The sequence below is a fragment of the Saccharothrix sp. ALI-22-I genome (genome assembly GCF_001984175.1).
GTDB lineage: Bacteria > Actinomycetota > Actinomycetes > Mycobacteriales > Pseudonocardiaceae > Actinosynnema.
The window spans coordinates 228264-242564 of sequence record NZ_MTQP01000059.1 but is presented as its reverse complement, the minus strand read 5'-3'; the positions used below and the strand labels follow the sequence as shown (position 1 = coordinate 242564).

Below are 14301 nucleotides of genomic sequence, written 5' to 3'. Positions count from 1 at the left end.
CCGAGGCCCGGTCGGGCTCGGCCAGGACGTCAGCCGAGCAGCACGTCCGAGTCGAAGCAGGTCGCGTCGCCGGTGTGGCAGGCCGCGCCGACCTGGTCCACGACCAGCAGCAGGGTGTCGCCGTCGCAGTCCAGCCGCACCTCGTGCACGTACTGCGTGTGCCCGGACGTCTCGCCCTTCACCCACAGCTGCTGCCGGCTGCGCGAGTAGTACGTGGCACGGCGGGTGGTGAGCGTGCGGTGCAGGGCCTCGTCGTCCATCCACGCCACCATCAGCACCTCCCCGGTGCCGCGCCGCTGCGCCACGGCGCACACCAGGCCGTCGGCGGTGCGCTTGAGCCGGGACGCGATGGACGGGTCGAGCGTGCTGGTCACCGCTGTCCTCCGAGGAAGTGGATCCGGGCCGGGCGGGTGTTGAGCAGCACCACGGCGAAGACGTGCGCGGCGGACAGCACACCGGACACCACGCGGATCCACACCGGACCCTGGTTGAGCACGGCGAGCAGGTGGATCAGCGCCACCAGGCCGAACAGGAACGCGGCGGTCAGCCGGGCCGGGCGCAGGCCCGCCACCAGGCCGCCCACCGCCAGCAGCTCCAACGCCGCGACGATCACCGGGAACCTGATCCAGGCGGCGTCGTCCTCGACCTGCCACTGGATCAGACCCATCAGGACGAACAGCAGGCCACCGGCCGCGCCGATCAGGGACGCGAAGAACGCTTCGGTGGGCGCGTTGCGCGGCTTGAGCATCAGCGCACCACCACGCCCGCGTCGCGCAGGCCGCGCTTCACCTCGCCGATCCGCAGCGTGCCGAAGTGGAAGACGCTGGCCGCGAGTACGGCGTCCGCGCCCTCGGCCACGGCGGGCGGGAAGTGCTCCACCGCGCCCGCGCCGCCGCTGGCGATCAGCGGCACGTCGACCACCTTGCGGGTCAGCCGGATCAGCTCCAGGTCGAACCCGGCCTTGGTGCCGTCGGCGTCCATGGAGTTCAGCAGGATCTCGCCGACGCCCAGCTCCTGGCCCCGCGCGGCCCACTCGACCGCGTCGATGCCGGTGCCCTTGCGGCCGCCGTGCGTGGTCACCTCGAACCCCGAGGGCGTCGGCTGCTCGCCCTCCGGCACGCGCCGGGCGTCCACGGACAGCACGATGCACTGGGCGCCGAAGCGGCGGGACAGCTCGCCCAGCAGCTCCGGCCGGGCGATCGCGGCTGTGTTCACGCTCACTTTGTCCGCGCCCGAGCGCAGCAGCTTGTCCACGTCGTCCGCGCTGCGCACGCCACCGCCCACGGTCAGCGGGATGAACACCTGCTCCGCGGTGCGCCGGACCACGTCGAACGTGGTCTCGCGGTCGCTGGAGGACGCCGTCACGTCGAGGAACGTCAGCTCGTCCGCGCCTTCGGCGTCGTAGGCCCGCGCCAGCTCGACCGGGTCGCCCGCGTCGACGAGGTTGGTGAAGTTCACGCCCTTCACCACCCGACCCCGGTCGACGTCGAGGCAGGGGATCACGCGCACCGCTACTGACATGGGTAAAAGCCTATCGCGGGCGCCCCGCGCGGCCGGCTCCCCCAGGGGGTGGGACACGCGCGGCGACGTAGGACACGCCGATGGGTAGAGACGTGGGGCCGAAAGTGTGGTTCACTATTGGAGGTCGCAAGTTTTGTGTTCGTGTCATCCACGCTCGCGAAACGCGTTTGAGCGTGTGATTCCTCAGGGTCAGCGTTTGGACCGGCCCCAGCGGGTGCGTTCGCCCCGTTGGTAGCTGTATGAGGAGTAAAAGCATGGCGCAGGGCACCGTGAAGTGGTTCAACTCGGAGAAGGGCTTCGGCTTCATCTCCCCCGAGGACGGTGGCGCGGACGTGTTCGTCCACTACTCGGAGATCCAGAGCGGCGGCTACCGCAGCCTGGAAGAGAACCAGCGCGTGAGCTTCGATGTCGGCCAGGGCGCTAAGGGCCCGCAGGCCACCAACGTGACGGTCATCTGACCTGAGCGTGGCTGAAGAGCCCCGTTCCCCTCGTGGGAGCGGGGCTCTTTCGCGTGTCCACGGCGTCTAGCGTTCCCGGTATGGATCTCGCAGCCGGGAGGTACCTGTTGTTGACCACCTACCGCAAGAACGGCACCGCCGTGCCGACACCCGTCTGAGTGGCCAGTGAGGGCGACACGATGTACGCGTGGTCCGCCGCCGACGCGGGCAAGGTCAAGCGCATCCGCCGCAGCGGCGAGGTCGAGGTCGGGCCGTGCGACTTCAAGGGCAACCCCACCGGCGAGCAGGTCCCGGCCACCGCCCGGCTGCTCGACCAGGCCGACAGCGACCGGGTCCGGTCCCTCATCGCGAAGAAGTACGGCGTCATGGGCAGGCTCACCCTGCTCGGCAGCCGCATCCGACGGGGCCGCGAGGGCACGGTCGGCATCGAGATCAAGGCGTCAACCCGAAGTTGACCCGCAGGCCCGCGTCAACCTAGAGTTGACGGGTGGTCACCGCTCCGGTCCAGCTCACGGACCTCATCGTCACCGTCGCGTCGGAACACCCCGACGTGCTGGGCAGGCTGGCCGCCGCCGTGGAGCTGAGCGGCCAGCTCGACGAGCTGGGCGACCACCTCATCGGCCACTTCGTGGACGAGGCGCGGCGCGCGGGCGCGAGTTGGACCGACATCGGCGAGAGCATCGGCGTCACCAAGCAGGCCGCGCAGAAGCGGTTCGTGCCCAAGGAGTCGCCGGACCTCAAGCCGAGCTTCGACCGCTACACCGACCGGGCGCGGCGGGTCATCGTGCTGGCCCGGCACCACGCCCGGTTCAGCGAGCACATCGGCACCGAGCACCTGCTGCTCGGTCTGCTGGACGAGTCCGGTGGGCTGGCCGCGAAGACGATCGCCAAGCTGGAAGCCGCCGAGGGCACCACGCGGATGGCCGTGCTCAACGAGCTGGACGGCACGGTCCGGCAGCGGCCCGAGCAGCAGCCGTTCACCACGCACTGCAAGAAGGCGCTGGAACTGGCTGTGCGCGCGTCACTGCGCCACGGCCACCACTTCGTGGGCACCGAGCACCTGCTGCTCGGCCTGCTCGCCGAGGGCGAGGGCACCGCGGCCAAGGCCCTGGCCAGCACGGGCGTGACCTGGGAGGCCGCGGACGCCTACGTCGTCCGGGAGATCAAGGACGCGATCAGCCGCGCACAGCGGCAAGTGCCTCCGGGAGCGTGAACGCGCCCGCGTAGAGCGCCTTGCCCACGATCGCGCCCTCCACGCCGTCGCGGACCAGCCCCGACAACGCGATCAGGTCGTCCACACTGGACACGCCACCGGAGGCGATCACCGGCGCGTCGGTGCGCGCGCACACCTCGCGCAGCAGGTCCACGTTCGGGCCCTGGAGCGTGCCGTCCTTGCCCACGTCCGTGACGACGTAGCGGGCGCAGCCGTCGCGGTCCAGCCGCTCCAGCACCTCCCACAGGTCGCCGCCGTCCTTCGTCCAGCCGCGCGCGGCCACCCGGTGGCCCTGCTCGGTGATCCGCACGTCCAGGCCGACCGCGATCTTCTCGCCGTGCTCGGCGACGACCTTCGCGCACCACACCGGGTCCTCCAGCGCGGCCGTACCCAGGTTCACCCGCGCGCAGCCGGTGGCCAACGCCGCCGCCAGCGACGCGTCGTCGCGGATGCCACCGGACAGCTCCACCTGCACGTCCAGCTCGCCGACCACGCGGGCCAGCAAATCGCGGTTGCTGCCGCGGCCGAACGCGGCGTCGAGGTCGACCAGGTGCACCCACTCGGCGCCGTCGCGCTGCCACGCGAGGGCGGCGTCCAACGGGTCGCCGTACGAGGTCTCGGTACCGGCCTCGCCTTGAACCAGTCGAACGGCCAGGCCGTCGGCCACGTCAACAGCCGGGAGCAGCGTGAAAGTCACGCGAACAGCCTAGTTGAAGCTCTTGACCCAGTTCTCCAGCAGGTGCGCGCCCGCGTCGCCGGACTTCTCCGGGTGGAACTGGGTGGCCCACAGCGGCCCGTTCTCCACCGCCGCGACGAACTCGTCACCGCCGTGCTCGGCCCACGTCACCAGCGGCGCCTTGAGCGTGCCGGAGGAGGAGTCCAGCTCCCACTCGCGCACCCCGTAGGAGTGCACGAAGTAGAACCGGGTGTCCGGGTCGAGACCGGCGAACAGCCTGGTGTCCTCGGGCGCGCGGACCGTGTTCCAGCCCATGTGCGGCACGACCGGGGCCTCCAGCCGCTCCACCGTGCCGGGCCACTCGCCGCAGCCCTCGGTGAGCACCCCGTGCTCGATGCCCCGCTCGAACAGGATCTGCATACCGACGCAGATGCCCAGCACCGGACGTCCGCCGGCGAGCCGCCGGCCGATGAGCCGGCCGCCCTTGATCGAGTCGAGCCCTGCCATGCACGCCGCGAACGCGCCGACACCGGGCACCACCAGGCCGTCGGCGTCGAGTGCGGCGCGATGGTCGGCCGTCACCTCCACGTCGGCGCCAACGCGCTGGAGCGCGCGTTCGGCGGAGCGGATGTTGCCGAATCCGTAGTCCAACACAACGACTCGAGGCACCTGGTCAGCGTACTGTGTTGGATTGCCGCTGCTCCGCAGACGGCGGGCTCGGTCGCCTGGAAGTCGACCTCGCGGGGTGGGCGCGTTAAGGGCAGAGGCGACCTCAGGTGGTCAGGTCAAGCCTCCGCCCTGGGTGACGGGGACCACGGGCAGGACCGTGTTGATGGGCAGGCCGGCCCGGTCGGGCAGGGCGGTCACCCACGTGTCGGCGCGGCCCTCGTCGACCAGGGCGCGGACCTCGGCGACGTCGGCGGGCAGGTCGGCGGGGCGTGGCCGGGCGTCCAGCCGCCACCAGCGGAGCAGGCCGACCAGTCGCCGGGCCGACCCCGTCGACCCGGCCCGCTCACCGTCGGTCCACACCTCGGCGCCGGGTGACCAGCGCAGCAGCAGCGCCGCCGCGCCGGTCTCCCGGACCTGCTCGGCCAGCCTGGAGGCCGCCGCGAACCCGATCTGCCTGCGCGGCAGCAGCACCGTCCCGGACGCCACCGGGACCAGGGCGGCCGGGCCCGCGGCCGCGCGGTGCAGGTTCAGCTGCAACCCCGCGGTCGGCGCGGGTGTCCAGATCAGGGTTCTCGGCGCGCTCACAGGCAGAGATCATGCCGCAGCGGCCGAGTGGCCGAACATCCGACGCACGGCCGCGGCGATGCCGAGCACGTCGAGGTCGTGCGCCGAATCGTGGTCCTCGGCGGTGCCGTAGGCGCGCAGTTCGGCATCCCGCCGCACGCCCAGGGACCGCAGCCGGTGCGGCACGTCGGCCAGCGCCTCGGCCGCGAGGTGCGCGGACGTGCCCTCCAGGTAGGGCTCGACCAGCAGCACGTCCGCCTGATCGGCCCGGTGCACCGCGGCCTGGAGGCCGGCCGCGTCGAACGGCCGGACGGTGGTCGCGTAGAGCACGGTCACGTCCACGTCCCGGCTGGCCTCCAGCACGGTGTCCAGCATCGGCCCGACCGCAACCACCACGCCCTGCCGGCCGCGCCGCACCTCGGTGAACCCCTCGATCACCGGGTGCGGGGCGGCGTTGTGCCGCAGCGACAGCCGGACGTAGATCCGGTCGTCGCCGGCCAGGGCGGCCCGGATGATCGGCTCGACCTCGGCCGGGTGGCCGGGCACCCGCACGGTCCAGCCCGGCAGGGTGTCGAACAGGGCCACGTCGCCGGGCGCCTGGTGCGTGCGACCCCACGCCGGGTCGTCGTAGGAGCCGCCGATGCTGACCAGCACCCCGCCCACGTCCTGGTGGCCGAAGTCCAGCTTGATCTGCTCGAACGGTCGCTCGACCAGGAACGGCGCGTAGGTGTGCACCACGGGCCGCATCCCGCTCAACGCCAGCCCGCTGCCGACGCCGACCAGTGCCTGCTCCCGGATGCCGACGTTGAACACCCGTTCGTGCGGTGCGAACGCGTCCCGCGAGATCTCCGCCAGCACGACCGCCACCCGCGGGTCGTACCGCATCACGTCCTCGACGGTGTCCACGAACACCTGTCGCATCGAAGTCATCGCTCCCCCTTGCCGATCTCCGCCACCACGACCAACGGCCGGCCGGTGTGGTCCTGCGTGAACGCCCCATACAGCGCGTCGTGATCCTTGCCGTCCACTGTGGACGTCTGCCAGCCCTCGATCTCGAACCGCCGGGCCACCCCGCCGGGCCAGCCGTACGTGCCGGACTTGTTGTCCACCACCACGGTGACCAGCCGGTCCAGCCCGAGCCGCCCGGCCAGCGCGATCGCCTCGTGGTTGCTGCCCTCGTCCAGCTCCGCGTCGCCGACCAGCACGAACGTCCGCGCCGTGCGGCCCTGGGCGCGCAGGCCCAGGGCGTTGCCGACGGCGATCGGCAGGCCGTGCCCCAGCGAGCCGCTGCTGATCTCGACGCCGTTGACCAGCACCCGGTCCGGGTGTTGGCCCAGCGGCGAGTCCCACGCCGTCCAAGTGTCCAACGTGGATGGTTCTAGGTAGCCCTTCGCGGCCAGCACGGCGTAGTACGCCATCGGGCCGTGCCCCTTGGACAGCAGGAACCGGTCCCGGTCCGGGTCGTCGACCCGGTCCGGCGAGACGTCCAGCACCCGGTCGTAGAGCACCCAGAGCACGTCCAGCGTGGACGCCGCGGCCCACTCGTGCTTCTCGTCCCCTGTCATCCGCCGGAACAACGCGGGGATCGCCGCGAAGCCCGACTCGTTCCCGACTGAGCTCTTGACTGCCATGCACCCACCAAACAACTTCGACTTAGGTGGAGGTCAACCCATAGGATGGGCACGTGAGCAAGTTGCCGGAAGTGTTGACCATCGGTCAGGTGGCCGAACGCAGCGGCGTGCCGCACACCGCGTTGAGGTTCTACGAGGAACGGGGACTGATCGCGTCCGAGCGGACGGCGGGCAACCAGCGCCGGTACGCGCGGTCGGTGTTGCGGCGGCTGGCGTTCATCCGCACCGCGCAGCGGGTGGGGCTGTCGCTGGAGGACGTGCACGCCGCGTTGGCGACGCTGCCGGACAACCGCACGCCGACCAAGTCCGACTGGAGCAGGCTGTCCACCAGCTGGCAGACCGAGCTGGACGCCCGGATCGACGCGCTGCGGCGGCTGCGGGACCGGCTGACGTCGTGCATCGGGTGCGGGTGCCTGTCGTTGCGCAGCTGCTTCCTGCACAACTTCGAGGACGAGCAGGCCGTGGACGGCCCGGGGGCGCCGAAGCTGAAGCCCGTCATCGAGGGCGGCACCTGATATCCGGTTGCGCGGTCGTGCTGCACTGGGGGTCGTGCAAGAGAAGGAAATGATCCGCTTGTCGAAGCGGATGTCGAAACACCTCCGCCACGACCCGGGACGAGTGGGGTTGACCCTGGACCCGGCGGGTTGGGTGGACCTGGACGAGTTCCTCGACGCCCTGGGCGTGAGCCGCGAGAACGTGCTGGAAGTCGTGGCGCGCAACGACAAGCAGCGGTACGAGATCGTGGACGGGCGCATCCGGGCCAGCCAGGGCCACACCGTGGCGGTGGAGCTGGACCTGCCCGTTGTCCCGCCGCCGCCGGTGCTGTTCCACGGGACGGTGGCCCGGTACCTGCCCGACATCCTGCGGGAGGGGCTGCGGCCGATGTCGCGGCACGACGTGCACCTGTCCGCCTCGGTCGAGACGGCGGTGCGGGTCGGGTCACGCCGGGGGAAGCCGGTGGTGCTGGCGGTCGACGCGGCCGCCATGGCAGGCGACGGGCACGAGTTCCGGGTGAGTACGAACGGCGTGTGGCTGGCTGCCGCCGTGCCCCCTAACTACCTGCGAGAACACGTCTCGTGAGCCAGTCCAAGCCCGCGACCACCTCGTCCGGGCCGAGGCCGCGCACCTGTCTCTGGTACTGGTAGACCTCGGGGGCCAGCGGCGCCATCAGGGCGTCCACGACGGCCGTCGGAGCCCCGTCCACCAGCCCGGCGACGTGCCGCCGCCAGAACCCGTACGCCCCGGCCCGGAACCGGGCCCGGCCCGTCTCCGCGCCGAGGACCAGGTGCAGGTGCCGTTCCAGCAGGCCGACCATGGTCCGGTAGAACGCGGCCAGCCGCTCGTCCGGTGGCGCGCCCGGCCCGAGCGGCGGCGGTCCGGTGAGGATGCTCTCCTGGATCTCGTACTCGTGCTCGTCCAGCAGCGCCTGCGCGATCGACGTCGTGTCCGGGTAACGCCGGTAGAGCGTCGCGCGGCCGACCCCGGCAGCACGCGCGATGTCCTCCATCGTCACGCCGACCGCCCCACCGGCGGCCGCGAACACCTCTTCCGCGGCGGCGAGCACGCGGGCCCGGTTGCGGGCGGCGTCGGCCCGTTCCCGGGGACGACCGACGGTGATGATGGCCTCACCCGGTGACGACATGTGACCAACCATACGCAGACAGCCAAACCCGCCCGCGCCCGTGCGGGCTACAGCAGCCAGGTCAGGGCGGCGCCCAACGAGACCAGGGTGAGCACGATCAGCACGATCGCCAGACCCCGGGCCGTCTTCCAGGTGCTGTAGACACCGCCGATCAGGAAACCGGCCAACGCCAACAGGCCGATGACCACGTATTCCTTCGGCATCTCAGAGGACGCCCTTGGTGGACGGGACGCCGCCCACGCGCGGGTCGGGCTCGACGGCCGCGCGCAGCGCCCGCGCGATCGCCTTGAACTCGGCTTCGGTGATGTGGTGCGGGTCCCGCCCGTACTCCACCCGCACGTGCAGCGCGATGCCCGCGTGGAACGCCAGCGAGTCGAACACGTGCCGGTTGAGCACGAACGGGTAGTTCCCGCCGATGGTGAAGGTGTTGAACTGCTCCGGCTCGCCCACGTGCACGCAGTACGGCCGCCCGGACACGTCCACCGCCGCGTGCGCCAGCGTCTCGTCCATCGGGATCCACGCGTCGCCGAACCGGCGGATGCCCGCCTTGTCCCCCAACGCCTCCCGCAACGCCTGGCCGAGCACGATCGCCACGTCCTCCACGGTGTGGTGCGCGTCGATCTCCACGTCGCCGGTCGCCCGGACGACCAGGTCCAGCGACCCGTGCACACCCAGCGCGGTGAGCATGTGGTCGTAGAACGGCACTCCCGTGCTGATCTCGACCTGCCCGGTCCCGTCGAGGTCCACCTCGACGTACACCGACGATTCCCTGGTGGTGCGTTCCACCTTGCCGACCCGGCTCACCGGCCAACCTCCTTGCTCGCCGCGAGGAACGCGTCGTTCTCCTCCGGAGTACCGACCGTCACCCGCAGATGTCCGGCGATGCCGACGTCCCTGATCAGCACACCGCGTTCCAAATACGACCGCCACGTGGCGTGCGCGTCCTCGAACCAGCCGAACAGCACGAAGTTCGCGTCGCTCGGCACGACGGAGAACCCCAGACCGGCCAGTGAGTCCACCACCCGGTCGCGTTCGGCCGCCAACCGGGCCACCGATCCCAGCGTCTCCGCCGCGTGCCGCAGCGACGCCCGCGCCGCCGCCTGGGTCAGCGCCGACAGGTGGTACGGCAGCCGCACCAGCTGCAACGCGTCCACCACGGCGGGCGCGGCGGCGAGGTAGCCCAGCCGGCCGCCGGCGAAGGCGAAGGCCTTGCTCATGGTCCGGCTGACGATCAGCTTCGCCGGGTAGTCGTCCAGCAGCACGACGGCGCTGTCCCGTGAGGAGAACTCCGCGTACGCCTCGTCCACCACGACCATGCCCGGCGCGGCCTCGATCAGCACGCGCAGGTCGTCCACCGGCAGGCTCTGCCCGGTCGGGTTGTTCGGGCTGGTCACGAACACCACGTCCGGCGCCCGTTCGGCGATGATCTCCGCCGCGCGCGCCACGTGCAGCGAGAAGTCGGCGCGACGCGGCGTCGGCGCCCACTCGGTGCGAGTGCCCGCGGCGATGATCGGGTGCATCGAGTACGACGGCTCGAAGCCCAGCGCGCTGCGACCCGGCCCGCCGAACGCCTGCAGGATCTGCTGCAGCACCTCGTTCGACCCGTTCGCCGCCCACAGGTTCGCCGAGGTCAGCGGCACGCCCGTGGACGACGCCAGGTAGGCCGCCAGGTCCTCGCGCAGCGCCACCGCGTCCCGGTCCGGGTAGCGGTGCAGCTCACCGGCGATCGCCGCCACCTCCCGCACCACGTCCTCCACCAGGGCGGGCGTGGGCGGGTACGGGTTCTCGTTCGTGTTCAGCCGAACGGGCACGTCCAGCTGCGGCGCGCCGTACGGCGTCCGCCCGCGCAGGTCCTCCCGCAGCGGCAGGTCGGTCAACTCCACCTTCGAACCGATGGGATTCACCCGCGGAACCTCGCCGTCACGGCCTGGCCGTGCGCGGGCAGGTCCTCGGCGTTCGCCAGCGCCACCACGTGCGGCGCGACCTCGCGCAACGCGTCCTCGCTGTAGTCGATCACGTGGATGCCGCGCAGGAACGTCTGCACCGACAGCCCCGACGAGTGCCGCGCGCACCCGGCCGTGGGCAGCACGTGGTTGGAGCCCGCGCAGTAGTCGCCCAGCGACACCGGCGAGTGCGGCCCCACGAAGATCGCGCCGGCCGCGCGCACGCGTGCGGCGACCTCGCGGGCCTGCGCCGTCTGGATCTCCAGGTGCTCGGCGGCGTACACGTCCACCACCCGAAGCCCTTCGTCGAGCGTGGACACCAGCACGGTGCCGGACTGCTTGCCCTGCAACGCCGTGCGCACGCGTTCGCGGTGCCTGGTCGCGCCGGTCTGGCGCTCCAGCTCCACGTCGACGGCGTCCGCCAGCTCCGGCGACGTGGTCACCAGCACGCTCGCGGCCAGCGGGTCGTGCTCGGCCTGGCTGATCAGGTCGGCGGCCACGTGCACCGGGTCGGCCGTGGAGTCGGCCAGGATCGCGACCTCGGTCGGCCCGGCTTCGGAGTCGATCCCGATCAGGCCGCGCAGCAGCCGCTTGGCCGCGGTCAGGTAGATGTTGCCGGGACCGGTCACCAGGTCGACCGGTTCCAGGGCCTGCCCGTCGGTGTCCGTTCCGCCGTACGCGAGCAGCGCGACCGCGAGCGCGCCGCCGACGGCCCACACCTCGGTCACGCCGAGGAGCGCCGCGGCGGCCAGGATCGCCGGGTGCGGCAGGCCGCCGAACTCCGCCTGCGGCGGCGAGCACACCACCAGCGACTCGACGCCCGCGATCTGCGCCGGCACCACGTTCATGACCACGGTGGACGGGTAGACGGCCAAGCCACCGGGCGCGTACAGGCCGACCCGGGACACCGGCACCCAGCGCTCGGTCACCGTGCCGCCGGGCACGACCTGGGTGGTCGTGTCGACGCGGCGCTGGTCGTCGTGCACCTTGCGGGCGCGCGCGATGGACTCCTCCAGCGCCGCGCGCACGGCCGGGTCCAGCTCGGACAGCGCGCGTTCCAGCTCGGACGCGGGCACGCGGATGGACGCGGGGCGGACCTTGTCGAACTTCTCCCCGTGCTCCAGCACGGCCTCGACGCCCCGTTCGCGCACGTCGTCCACCAGAGGCCGGACGTGATGCAGCACCGCGTCCACGTCGACCTCGGCGCGCGGGAGCGCGGCACGCAGTTCGGCGGGTGACGGAACACGACCTCGCAGGTCGATGCGGCTGAGCATGCCCCAAGGGTAAGCGGTCGCCAATTCCGTCAACTGTCAGCCCGGGCCCGAGTGGTGAAACCCGACAAACGGGGGCTATCTCGATCCGTGACCAAAGGGCCACGCTGGGTAGACCCTCTTTTGGGTGATGCACACCGACGTGCATTCACATCTCCGTCGCAAACCCTGCTGATGATGGAGGCTTGATGTTCACCAAGCGACGCGGCCTCGTGGCCGCCGCGTTGGTCGCGAGCGTGACCCTGGTACTCCCTGCGTACCCCGGGTCGGCTCAGCAGTCGACCGCGCAAAACACCGAGCGGACCGTCTTCGAGGTCACCGCCACCACCCCCGAAGCGCGGACCAAGGTCGCCCGGACCGGGGTCGACGTCCTCGGTCAGAACGGCGACACGCTCACTGTGATCGCCGAACCGCGGCAGCAGTGGGCGTTGCGCGCCACCGGGCTGCCGATGAAGAACACGGGTGACGCGGACGCCCAACTCGCGGGCCTGGGCAAGGCGGAGTTCGCCGACCCCGAGCTCGGCGCCCTGGACTTCCCGTCCGGCTACACCGGCTACCACAACTACGCCGAGATGGTCGCCGAGATGAACCAGGCGGTGACCGACCACCCGAACCTGGTCACCATGCGCAGCATCGGCAAGTCGTACCAGAACCGCGACCTGTGGATGATCAAGATCAGCGACAACCCGTCGGTCGACGAGGCCGAGCCCGAGGTGCTGTTCAACTGCAACCAGCACGCGCGTGAGCACCTGACCGTGGAGATGTGCCTGCACATCATCAAGCGGTACACGGACAACTACGCGTCCAACTCGACCATCAAGAACACCGTCGACAGCCGGGAGATCTGGGTGATCCCCAGCGTCAACCCGGACGGCTCGGAGTACGACATCGCGACCGGCTCGTTCCGCGCGTGGCGCAAGAACCGGCAGCCGAACTCCACCGCGACCGGCACCGACCCCAACCGCAACTGGGGCTACCAGTGGGGCTGCTGCGGCGGTTCCAGCGGCAGCGGGTCGAGCGACACCTACCGCGGCCCGTCGGCGTTCTCCGCGCCGGAAACCGCCCGCGTGCGCGACTTCGTGGCCAGCCGCGTGGTCGGCGGTGTGCAGCAGATCAAGTCCAACATCGACTGGCACACGTACTCGGAACTGGTCCTGTGGCCGTACGGCTACACCTACAACGACACCGCGCCGGGCCTGAACGCCACTCAGGCCAACGTCTTCGCCACCCTCGGCAGGCGGATGGCCGCGCTGAACGGCTACACCCCGCAGCAGGCCAGCGACCTGTACGTCACCGACGGCAGCATCGACGACTGGATGTGGGGTGCGCACAAGATCTGGAGCTACACGTTCGAGATGTACCCCGCGTCGGCCGGCGGCACCAGCGGCTTCTACCCGCGTGACACGGTGATCGCGGCGCAGACGGCGCGCAACGACACCGCGGTGCAACTGTTCCTGGACTACTCCGACTGCCCGCCGCGGATCATCAACGCGACCTGCTGATCACCTCGACGGACCGGACGGCCTGGTCGACCTGCGCGGGCTCGACGAAGTAATGCGGTGAGGCCCTCACCACCTCGTCGAGCCCGCGCCGGGTCATGTCCAGCAGGGTCGAGGACGCCTCGCTGACGGTGACCGTGACGCCCTCGCGGGCCAGCCGGTCGCGCACGTCGGCGGCCGCCACGCCGTCCACGGTGAAGGTGACGATGCCCGCCTTGCGCAGGCCCACGTCCCGCACGGTCACGCCGGGCAGCGCGCTCAGACCGTCACGCAGCTGCTGGGCGCGGGAGCCGACCTCGCGTTCGATCACGTCCAGGCCCTTGGCCAGCGCGTACCGGGCCGCCGCGATGAACCCGAGCCGGTCGGCGATGCTCGTCTCCCAGATCTCGTACACCCGCGCGTCGTCCCGCAGCCGGATCTCGCCCGGCGCCACCCACTGGGCGCTGTGCAGGTCCACCAGCCGGGGCTTCATGCGTGCGGCGGCTTCCCGTCGGACCACCAGCACACCGGTGCCGCGCGGCCCGCGCAGCCACTTGCGGCCGGTGCCGGTGATCAGGTCCACGCCCAGCTCGTCGGCGCGCACGGGCAGCTGTCCGATCGACTGGCACGCGTCCAGCAACACCAGCGCGCCTACCTCGTGCGCCGCGTCGGCGACCTCGCGCGCCGGGTTCACCAGCCCGCCGTTGGTCGGCACGTGCACCAGCGAGACCAGCTTCACCCGCTCGTCCAGCATCTCCTTCAACGCACCCACGTCGACCTGCCCGAACGAGTCCGACGGCACCGCCTCCGCGATCGCGCCGACCTCCCGCGCCCGGTGCAGGATGGGGATCGCGGTGCCCGCGTACTCGGCCTCGCTGAACAGCACCCGGTCACCGGCGGCCAACGGCACCGCGTCGAACGCGGCCAGCCACGACCGGGTGGCGCTGTCGGTGAACGCGATCTCGTCCGGCGACGCGCCCAGCAGTTCGGCGAACACCCCGTACCCGGCCTCCAGGTCCTCCGCCCGCTCCCGCGCGGCGACGTACCCGCCGATCTCGGCCTCCCGCCGCAGGTGCCCGATCACCTCGTCGAGGACCTCACGCGGCGGCAGCGAGGAACCGGCCGAATCGAGGAAGATCGTCACTGCGCCCCCTGGTGTTCCGGGCCGGTCCGGCATTTCCGAGTCGGCCCCCTACCTATTCGTGTACACCATGTCGCAGGGGCACGACGAGGGG

Annotated in this window: 20 protein-coding genes; 6 read left to right on the top strand and 14 right to left on the bottom strand. The window is 71.4% G+C overall.

Features of this window, described 5'->3' with window-relative positions; all coding sequences use genetic code 11:
• Positions 1-29: 29 nt before the first annotated feature.
• Genes hisI through hisF form a run of 3 tightly spaced genes read right to left on the bottom strand, consistent with a single transcriptional unit; the run spans position 30 to position 1521 of the window.
• On the bottom strand, positions 30-374 hold the full coding sequence (gene hisI, locus ALI22I_RS19545) for a phosphoribosyl-AMP cyclohydrolase (protein WP_077006944.1): 345 nt from the start codon (positions 372-374) through the stop codon (positions 30-32).
• The gene (locus tag ALI22I_RS19540; RefSeq protein WP_077006943.1) at positions 371-748 is read right to left on the bottom strand and encodes a hypothetical protein; all 378 of its coding nucleotides are present in this window, start codon (positions 746-748) and stop codon (positions 371-373) included. Before ALI22I_RS19540 ends, hisI begins: the two co-directional genes overlap by 4 nt.
• Positions 748-1521, bottom strand: coding sequence for an imidazole glycerol phosphate synthase subunit HisF (gene hisF, locus ALI22I_RS19535; protein WP_077006942.1), 774 nt, complete (start codon positions 1519-1521; stop codon positions 748-750). The genes ALI22I_RS19540 and hisF overlap by 1 nt, the downstream gene beginning before the upstream one ends.
• Before the next feature lie 254 nt (positions 1522-1775).
• Between hisF and ALI22I_RS19530 the strand changes: the two genes are divergently transcribed.
• From ALI22I_RS19530 to ALI22I_RS19520, 3 genes are all read left to right on the top strand, one after another.
• Entirely contained in the window at positions 1776-1979 is a 204-nt protein-coding gene (locus ALI22I_RS19530; protein WP_033437808.1) for a cold-shock protein, read from the top strand.
• 158 nt (positions 1980-2137) lie between these two features.
• The gene (locus ALI22I_RS19525) at positions 2138-2434 is read left to right on the top strand and encodes a PPOX class F420-dependent oxidoreductase (RefSeq protein WP_338013502.1); all 297 of its coding nucleotides are present in this window, start codon (positions 2138-2140) and stop codon (positions 2432-2434) included.
• 32 nt (positions 2435-2466) lie between these two features.
• Positions 2467-3192 carry a Clp protease N-terminal domain-containing protein gene (locus ALI22I_RS19520; RefSeq protein ID WP_077006941.1) on the top strand — a complete coding sequence of 242 codons (726 nt, stop codon included), beginning with the start codon at positions 2467-2469 and terminating at the stop codon, positions 3190-3192.
• Here the strand turns inward: ALI22I_RS19520 and priA are convergent.
• The 5 genes from priA to ALI22I_RS19495 all read right to left on the bottom strand — a co-directional run bounded on the left by priA (position 3155) and on the right by ALI22I_RS19495 (position 6732).
• Positions 3155-3889 carry a bifunctional 1-(5-phosphoribosyl)-5-((5-phosphoribosylamino)methylideneamino)imidazole-4-carboxamide isomerase/phosphoribosylanthranilate isomerase PriA gene (gene priA / locus ALI22I_RS19515; protein WP_077006940.1) on the bottom strand — a complete coding sequence of 245 codons (735 nt, stop codon included), beginning with the start codon at positions 3887-3889 and terminating at the stop codon, positions 3155-3157. The two genes, ALI22I_RS19520 and priA, sit on opposite strands and share 38 nt — an antisense overlap.
• Positions 3890-3898: 9 nt before the next feature.
• A complete protein-coding gene (gene hisH / locus ALI22I_RS19510; RefSeq protein ID WP_077006939.1) occupies positions 3899-4537 on the bottom strand; it encodes an imidazole glycerol phosphate synthase subunit HisH in 639 nt (212 codons plus the stop codon).
• A 111-nt stretch (positions 4538-4648) separates the two neighbouring features.
• Positions 4649-5122 carry a hypothetical protein gene (locus tag ALI22I_RS49355; protein ID WP_077006938.1) on the bottom strand — a complete coding sequence of 158 codons (474 nt, stop codon included), beginning with the start codon at positions 5120-5122 and terminating at the stop codon, positions 4649-4651.
• A 9-nt stretch (positions 5123-5131) separates the two neighbouring features.
• The gene (locus ALI22I_RS19500; RefSeq protein ID WP_077006937.1) at positions 5132-6031 is read right to left on the bottom strand and encodes a transketolase family protein; all 900 of its coding nucleotides are present in this window, start codon (positions 6029-6031) and stop codon (positions 5132-5134) included.
• Positions 6028-6732, bottom strand: a complete 705-nt coding sequence (locus tag ALI22I_RS19495) for a transketolase (RefSeq protein WP_077006936.1) — start codon at positions 6730-6732, stop codon at positions 6028-6030. The genes ALI22I_RS19500 and ALI22I_RS19495 overlap by 4 nt, the downstream gene beginning before the upstream one ends.
• A gap of 53 nt (positions 6733-6785) precedes the next feature.
• On the opposite strand from ALI22I_RS19495, the gene soxR reads away from it, so the two are divergent.
• Both soxR and ALI22I_RS19485 read left to right on the top strand, forming a co-directional pair.
• Positions 6786-7247, top strand: coding sequence for a redox-sensitive transcriptional activator SoxR (gene soxR, locus ALI22I_RS19490; RefSeq protein WP_077006935.1), 462 nt, complete (start codon positions 6786-6788; stop codon positions 7245-7247).
• 49 nt (positions 7248-7296) lie between these two features.
• Positions 7297-7812 carry an RNA 2'-phosphotransferase gene (locus tag ALI22I_RS19485; RefSeq protein WP_238598449.1) on the top strand — a complete coding sequence of 172 codons (516 nt, stop codon included), beginning with the start codon at positions 7297-7299 and terminating at the stop codon, positions 7810-7812.
• On the opposite strand, the gene ALI22I_RS19480 is transcribed toward ALI22I_RS19485, so the two are convergent.
• Genes ALI22I_RS19480 through hisD form a run of 5 tightly spaced genes read right to left on the bottom strand, consistent with a single transcriptional unit; the run spans position 7784 to position 11591 of the window.
• Positions 7784-8374 (bottom strand): TetR/AcrR family transcriptional regulator, encoded by a 591-nt coding sequence (locus ALI22I_RS19480; RefSeq protein WP_077006933.1) that lies wholly within the window; start codon positions 8372-8374, stop codon positions 7784-7786. The genes ALI22I_RS19485 and ALI22I_RS19480 overlap by 29 nt on opposite strands.
• Before the next feature lie 47 nt (positions 8375-8421).
• Positions 8422-8577, bottom strand: a complete 156-nt coding sequence (locus tag ALI22I_RS50965) for a hypothetical protein (protein ID WP_179118278.1) — start codon at positions 8575-8577, stop codon at positions 8422-8424.
• Position 8578: 1 nt separating this feature from the next.
• Positions 8579-9178 carry an imidazoleglycerol-phosphate dehydratase HisB gene (gene hisB / locus ALI22I_RS19475; RefSeq protein WP_077006932.1) on the bottom strand — a complete coding sequence of 200 codons (600 nt, stop codon included), beginning with the start codon at positions 9176-9178 and terminating at the stop codon, positions 8579-8581.
• Entirely contained in the window at positions 9175-10269 is a 1095-nt protein-coding gene (locus ALI22I_RS19470; RefSeq protein ID WP_443216949.1) for a histidinol-phosphate transaminase, read from the bottom strand. The genes hisB and ALI22I_RS19470 overlap by 4 nt, the downstream gene beginning before the upstream one ends.
• A 5-nt stretch (positions 10270-10274) precedes the next feature.
• Positions 10275-11591 carry a histidinol dehydrogenase gene (gene hisD / locus ALI22I_RS19465; RefSeq protein WP_077006930.1) on the bottom strand — a complete coding sequence of 439 codons (1317 nt, stop codon included), beginning with the start codon at positions 11589-11591 and terminating at the stop codon, positions 10275-10277.
• Between the two features lie 185 nt (positions 11592-11776).
• Here hisD and ALI22I_RS19460 point away from each other — a divergent pair, with 185 nt between their 5' ends.
• The gene (locus ALI22I_RS19460) at positions 11777-13090 is read left to right on the top strand and encodes a M14 family metallopeptidase (RefSeq protein ID WP_077006929.1); all 1314 of its coding nucleotides are present in this window, start codon (positions 11777-11779) and stop codon (positions 13088-13090) included.
• Here ALI22I_RS19460 and ALI22I_RS19455 read toward each other — a convergent pair.
• Positions 13074-14210 (bottom strand): aminotransferase class V-fold PLP-dependent enzyme, encoded by a 1137-nt coding sequence (locus ALI22I_RS19455; protein WP_238598448.1) that lies wholly within the window; start codon positions 14208-14210, stop codon positions 13074-13076. The genes ALI22I_RS19460 and ALI22I_RS19455 overlap by 17 nt on opposite strands.
• Between the last annotated feature and the right edge of the window lie 91 nt (positions 14211-14301).